The following is a 6191-nucleotide window of genomic DNA, read 5'->3' on the forward strand; positions in this document are numbered from 1 at the left end:
TATTGACGGGCAGCCCGTTATTTTGGCCTACACCGCCCGATCCCGTCGCAATCAGAATGGAGAGGTGATCGGCACCTATGGCACAGCCATTGAGGTGACAGGCATGGTTGCCCAGCTCTCAGGCCAAGCCCAACGGGATGCCCTCAGCCAGGAAGCCGCATCTCGCACCCTCAATTCGGCCAACGCCCATCCATGGGAAAGACGTCAGCTCGAGCGTCAGCTTGAGATCCTGAAACAGGCAAACAGTCGTTTGCACGCCAGCGCCAACATCGATGAGCTCACCGGATGCCTGCGAAGAAACGCATTCATTGAGCAGTTCGAGAAATTGCGACTAAAGACTCAGGCACAGGAGCCTATTAGCCTGATCATGATTGACATTGACAACTTCAAGTTGATCAATGACAACTACGGACACGCAAGAGGAGACGAGGCTCTGAAGCGGGTTGGAGCTGCATTATCAGCGCAATTAGGAGATCAGGCATTTGCTGCAAGATTTGGCGGCGACGAATTTGTAATCGCCATTCCCTCGCAGTTGCCCGATGAAACCATAAGTTGGCTCAGCGCCATTCAAGATGGTCTCCGAAGCCAAGCTAAACGAGTCTCTGATTTCCCCGAAGGCATCTTAATGAGTGCAGGCATACTTTATTGCGCCTCTGGCGTTAAAGTTATTTTTGAAGACGTGATTCAAGAGCTTGACAAGTTGCTCTATGAAGCAAAAGCGAGGGGTCGCAATTGCTTCGTCAGCAAAGAAATCTCGGAATAAACCTCCTACCTCCTTGATCCGAGTCGGACAGGCAAGGTCGCTCGTCTGGCGAGAGCTGGGTTCAGCGCAGCTGAGTCGGGAAAGAGGGGGATGGGCGCTCCACCCACCATATGTGGGCCCCTGGCAACCCCAAACACCACATCTAGTGATCTGCTCCTAAAGTCTAATAGTTCGGATGGCCTACGACGCCGATGAAGACCTTGGCGAAGACCGGCAGCCTGATGAAGTCGTTGGCGAGCTCCCTGGTGTTGCCGGGTGAGGACACCACCCCAGCTGCGCCGGTGGTCTACACCACTGCCATCCGCTGCGACGGCAGTCTGGCCCAGTCCCTCGCCGGCATCAGCCTGCTGGCCAACCAGCTCGGCTTCACCCACGCCCCCGAAACCCTCTACGCCGTTGACGGCCAGAGCGCCGCTTTCCATGCCGACCATGGCGCCAGGGCAGTGAGCCTGGCGGTGGAATGCAACCCCCGCCAGCGGACCGTCTCCCTGGCGGTGAGCGGGCTGGATCACCAAGACACCTTTGAAACATTCCATCAGGTGTCCAGCACCCTGTTTGGCGACTGCTGATCGGGAGCCGTGATCCAGGCGGCCCCCCTCCTACGCTTGGCCTTCCCCTCAATGCTGTGGCCATGGTCAGTGGAACAGAGCGTGCCTTGAATGCCCCGCCGGCCTCACGCAACACGTCGGCCACCCTGGATGCCATCCAGCTGATGCTGCGCGACCTGCACACCCGGCACGATGAAATACGCCACCGAGCCGCATTCCGCGGCTGCACCAATGAACTGTTGGCCGTTCAGCAGGAGCTGGTGGAATATTTGCTCAGCAAGAAAAGCCAGTTGACGGGCCATGTCGACCCGGAGAGCGGCGGCACTCGCAACTACAACTCCTTCGTTTGAGTGGCCCCTTGAGCCACCGCCCCAAGGTGGTGGTGGTGGGTGCCGGACCGGCGGGGGCCAGCTTGGCCCTACTGCTGGCCCGTGGCGGTATGGCCGTAACCCTGGTGGAGGCCGGCACCAACCTGGAGCGTCAATTCCGCGGCGAAGCGCTGATGCCCTCAGGGCTAGAGGCCCTGGCGGCCATGGGGCTGCTCGAGCTGATTCCAGGCCTGCCCCACCGGCCCCTGGTGGAATGGCGCTTCGTGGTAGATGGCCAGGAGCTATTCACCGCCACCGAGCCCCTCGGCGGCGATCCCAGCCGGCCCTGCACCCTGGTGAGCCAGCCGGCCCTGCTGGAGGCCCTGCTGAAACGGGGCAGCACCTACCCCTCCTTTGCGATTGAGCGGGGCCAACCGGTGGTTGACCTGCTGTGGCAGCAGGAGCGGGTGGCGGGGGTGCAACTGCGCGATGGCAGTCAGCTACCTGCCGACCTTGTCGTCGGCTGCGATGGCCGGGGCTCCCTGGTGCGCCAGAAGGCAGGGCTAGCGCTGCAGAGCAGCCCCAGCCCGATCGACTTGCTCTGGTTTCAACTGGCCAGTCCCGCGGCCTCGCCCATAGCTGGCTCCTTCACCACCCTGGTGGGGCCCCAGGGGGTTTTCAGCGCTTTCGAAAGCGCCAGCGGCGGCGTCCAGCTGGGTTGGGTTATGGGCAAGTCTCAAGCCACACCCGAGCTCAGCAGAGAAGGCTGGATCGAGCGGATGGCAGCATTGAGTCCGCCGCAGCTAGCGGCCTGGCTACGGCAGTGGCGCGGTGGATTGGGGGCGCCCAGCCGACTGACGGTGCAGGTGGGACTAGCGGAGCGCTGGTGCCAACCGGGCCTGCTACTGCTTGGCGATGCGGCCCACCCGATGGGACCGGTGCGAGCCCAGGGCATCAACATGGCCCTGCGTGATGCCTGGGTAGCCGCCATACGGTTGTTGCCTCTGCTCAGCAGTGGCTGCAGCGGCGCTGCCCTTGATGGGGTGGCCGTCCAAATTGAGGCGGAGCGGCGGCCCGAAATCATCAGCATGCAAACCCTGCAGGCTGCCGAAGCAGCCCGGGGAGAGCAGTTGCGGCAGCAGGGTTGGTTGCGGGGGGCTCTGGCGATCGCCGCACCCCTGGTGGGCCCCGCGATCGCTGCCCACTGGAGCCAGCAGCAACAACCGCTTCGCCAGGGACTGGCCCAGCTGCCAGGAGCGCCATGATGGGAGCAACCCCGGTGGAACCATGGCCGCGCCTCGGATTGATCCCGCACTTGCCCTTGGCCTGATCGCCCTGCTGGCTGCACCCCTACAGGCAGCACCCAAGGACCCGCCGTACCCATCCATGGACCTGTTGCGCGAGCTCCAGCTCCAAACCTTCGCCTGCGGAAGAGACAACACAATTGAAGTCTGCGGCAAGGCACGCACCATGGCCGATCCGCTGATGGATCACCCACGCCTGGGCGCCAACTGCAAGGACGCCATCTGGACGATCCTCGAACGGGCAAAGCCAGCTACCACCAACACTTTTGAAAGGCGCGAAGCTCTCAACCGAGCCGGCCAAGACGTGATCCCCTTCTGCAAACAGCAGACCCGCTCGGTCGCCCCGAGCAAAACCGACACAAAACCCAAGGAGAAAAAAGGTGCGTTCAACCTAATTCCTGGGTCCTGATCCTGATCCCGGCTGGCTCTCAATCAGGTTCAGCACCTGCTGGGCAGTGCTGTCCATAAAAGCCAGCGACCAGCCGACCTGCACCACCGCCTGATCGGCCAAGGCACAGAGACCATCCTTCTGAGCCGCAACTTCACAGCTGGCAGACAGGCCCAGTAAGGCATTGGTGAGCTTGCCGCGCAGGCAGGTTTCCTTGCCGCGTCGCTGGATCACGGCTTCAGCTGCCAACCGACTGCGCTGCACCGCCTCCGCCAAAGGAAGGGCGCGGGCTCCCCCCATCACTGCCGCCAGGCCGGCTTCTGTGGCCGCTAAGGAGCTGGCTGTTAGCGCCAAGCCAGCTAAGCAAGCCACTCTCCAAATGTGCCCGCTGGCAAACCTGTTTTTGGCCAACACCCCTGTCCCCAATCAACTGCCTTCCCTTGGAAGCTAGTCAGTTCTGGAAAGGTGACAAGCCAAGGTTAATTTGGTGCCCAAGTGCCCCTGTGGATTCGGCCGATGACCAGCAGTAATCCCGTGAGCATTCGGCAGATTTCCCTGGTCCAGCCTTTCAGCGACCAGAAGCCCGGCACCTCCGGCCTGCGCAAGAGCAGTCGCCAGTTCCAGACGCCCCACTACCTAGAGAGCTTCATCGAAGCGAGCCTGCAGGTGCTGCCAGGCGTGGCCGGCGGCACCTTGGTAGTGGGAGGTGACGGTCGCTACGGCAACCTCGCAGCAATCAAGGTGATCGCCCGCATGGCCGCAGCCCATGGCGTGGCCCGGCTGATTACCACCACCGGCGGCATCCTCTCCACCCCAGCCGCCTCCCACCTGATACGTCAACACGGCGCCGTGGGCGGGGTGATTCTCTCGGCCAGCCATAACCCCGGCGGCCCCGATGGCGATTTCGGCGTCAAGATCAACGGCGCCAACGGCGGCCCCACGCCGGAATCGATCACCGACGCGATTTACGCCGCCACCTTGGAACTAGGCGGCTATCGGATCTGCGAAGGCGGCAGCGATCCCGACCTCTCAACGCCAGGGCTCAGCAGCATTGGCGACCTGCAGGTTGAGGTTATTGATGGCGTAGACGACTACGTAGCGCTGATGCAGCGCCTGTTCGACTTCGACCAGATCGGCGATCTATTGCGGGGCGACTTTCCGATGGCCTTCGATGCCATGCACGCGGTGACCGGCCCATACGCCAGCCGGATCTTCGAAGAATTGCTTGGCGCTCCCGCGGGCACGGTGCGCAACGGCATCCCCCTAGAAGATTTTGGCGGCGGCCACCCCGATCCCAATCTCACCTACGCCCACGACCTGGCCGAGCTGCTGATGGGCAGCGATGCCTACAAATTCGGTGCCGCCTGCGATGGCGACGGCGACCGCAACATGGTGCTGGGGGCACGCTGCTTCGTGAACCCAAGCGACAGCCTGGCGGTACTCACCGCCAACGCCACCTTGGCCCCGGGCTACGCCGATGGCCTAGCCGGTGTGGCTCGCTCGATGCCCACCAGCGCCGCCACCGATGTGGTGGCAAAGGAGCTTGGTCTGGCCTGCTTCGAAACGCCAACGGGCTGGAAATTCTTCGGCAACCTGCTCGATGCGGGGCGCATAACCCTTTGCGGTGAGGAAAGTTTCGGCACGGGCAGCAACCACATCCGCGAAAAAGATGGCCTCTGGGCGGTACTTTTCTGGCTGCAGATCCTGGCCAGGAAGCAGACACCAGTGAGCAGGATCATGGCCGAGCACTGGAGCCGTTTCGGCCGGCACTATTACTCGCGCCACGACTACGAAGCCATCGCCAGCGAGGCCGCCCATGGCCTCTACAACCGCATCAAGGATATGCAGCCCGCGCTGGTGGGCCAAAGCTTCGCCGGCCGCAGTATCGCTACCGCCGACGACTTCGCTTACACCGATCCGATAGACGGATCTCTCACAAGCGGCCAAGGCCTGCGTCTGCTGCTCGAAGATGGCAGCCGAGTGGTGCTGCGCCTCTCCGGCACCGGCACCCAGGGAGCCACCCTGCGGGTGTATCTGGAGAGCTATGTGCCCCCTAGCGGCAACCTCAGCCAGGATCCCCAAATGGCCCTCGGCGAGCTGATCACGGCAATCGATGGACTGGCCGAAATCAAGAACCGCACGGGGATGGATCGCCCCACCGTGATCACCTAAGCGGTTGTCTCCGGTATGGATTCAGGCAACCAGCGAGCCTCAAAGTTTTTAATCACCACATAGAAAGGGGGCACAACTCCAAGCGAAAGCACTGTGGCAACTAGCAGCCCCCCAAATATCACGGTGCCCAGGGATTGCTGACTATTCGCACCAGCGGTGGTGGCCACCACAAGGGGCAGGAATCCCGCCAGGGAGGCGATTGCGGTCATCAGAATTGGCCTCATCCGAGACTCAGCAGCAGAAATGGCCGCTTCCACAAAGCTCATGCCATTGGCAACGTGCTGCTCAGCAACCTCAACAATCAAAATGCCGTTCTTCGCAGCCAACCCGATCAAGGTCACCAGACCCACCTGGGCATAGATATTTAGGTCGATAGAGCGGAGCGCCAAGAAAACCAGGGCGCCAAGCATGGCCAAGGGAACCGTCATCAAAATGATGACTGGGGTTATGTAGCTCTCGTACTGGGCAGAAAGCACCAGATAGACAATCAATATGCCCAGGCCAAATACCAGTACGCTGGCGTTACCCGCAGAAAGCTGCAGGGAAGCAAGGCCAGTGAATGCGTAGTCAATATTATTGGAATCAAGCCGCTTAAAGATCTGCTGAATAGCCGTCAAGGCTTGACCAGAGCTCTTGCCAACCGCCTCGACACCCTGAATCAAAATTGTTCGATAAAGGTTGTAGTGACTAATAACCGGAGGGGCACTG

General features: G+C 61.5%; 8 protein-coding genes. 6 read left to right on the plus strand and 2 right to left on the minus strand.

Annotated elements, in window-relative coordinates; genetic code table 11:
* From KBZ07_RS14730 to KBZ07_RS14750, 5 genes are all read left to right on the plus strand, one after another.
* Positions 1–763 (plus strand): GGDEF domain-containing protein (locus KBZ07_RS14730; RefSeq protein WP_254932313.1); only part of this gene is annotated, 763 nt, incomplete at its 5' end.
* A gap of 191 nt (positions 764–954) precedes the next feature.
* Positions 955–1332, plus strand: coding sequence for a hypothetical protein (locus tag KBZ07_RS14735; protein WP_254932314.1), 378 nt, complete (start codon positions 955–957; stop codon positions 1330–1332).
* An 86-nt stretch (positions 1333–1418) separates the two neighbouring features.
* The gene (locus KBZ07_RS14740) at positions 1419–1661 is read left to right on the plus strand and encodes a hypothetical protein (RefSeq protein ID WP_254932315.1); all 243 of its coding nucleotides are present in this window, start codon (positions 1419–1421) and stop codon (positions 1659–1661) included.
* An 8-nt stretch (positions 1662–1669) separates the two neighbouring features.
* Complete coding sequence (locus KBZ07_RS14745) at positions 1670–2884, plus strand: FAD-dependent monooxygenase (RefSeq protein ID WP_254932316.1); 1215 nt, start codon at positions 1670–1672, stop codon at positions 2882–2884.
* 22 nt (positions 2885–2906) lie between these two features.
* On the plus strand, positions 2907–3332 hold the full coding sequence (locus KBZ07_RS14750; protein WP_254932317.1) for a hypothetical protein: 426 nt from the start codon (positions 2907–2909) through the stop codon (positions 3330–3332).
* On the opposite strand, the gene KBZ07_RS14755 is transcribed toward KBZ07_RS14750, so the two are convergent.
* Positions 3315–3665 carry a hypothetical protein gene (locus tag KBZ07_RS14755; protein ID WP_254932318.1) on the minus strand — a complete coding sequence of 117 codons (351 nt, stop codon included), beginning with the start codon at positions 3663–3665 and terminating at the stop codon, positions 3315–3317. The genes KBZ07_RS14750 and KBZ07_RS14755 overlap by 18 nt on opposite strands.
* Before the next feature lie 162 nt (positions 3666–3827).
* On the opposite strand from KBZ07_RS14755, the gene KBZ07_RS14760 reads away from it, so the two are divergent.
* Positions 3828–5483, plus strand: a complete 1656-nt coding sequence (locus tag KBZ07_RS14760) for an alpha-D-glucose phosphate-specific phosphoglucomutase (RefSeq protein ID WP_254932319.1) — start codon at positions 3828–3830, stop codon at positions 5481–5483.
* On the opposite strand, the gene KBZ07_RS14765 is transcribed toward KBZ07_RS14760, so the two are convergent.
* A partial coding sequence (locus KBZ07_RS14765) for an efflux RND transporter permease subunit (protein ID WP_254932320.1) occupies positions 5480–6191 on the minus strand: 712 nt, incomplete at its 5' end. The genes KBZ07_RS14760 and KBZ07_RS14765 overlap by 4 nt on opposite strands.

The sequence above is a fragment of the Cyanobium sp. BA20m-14 genome, assembly GCF_024346295.1.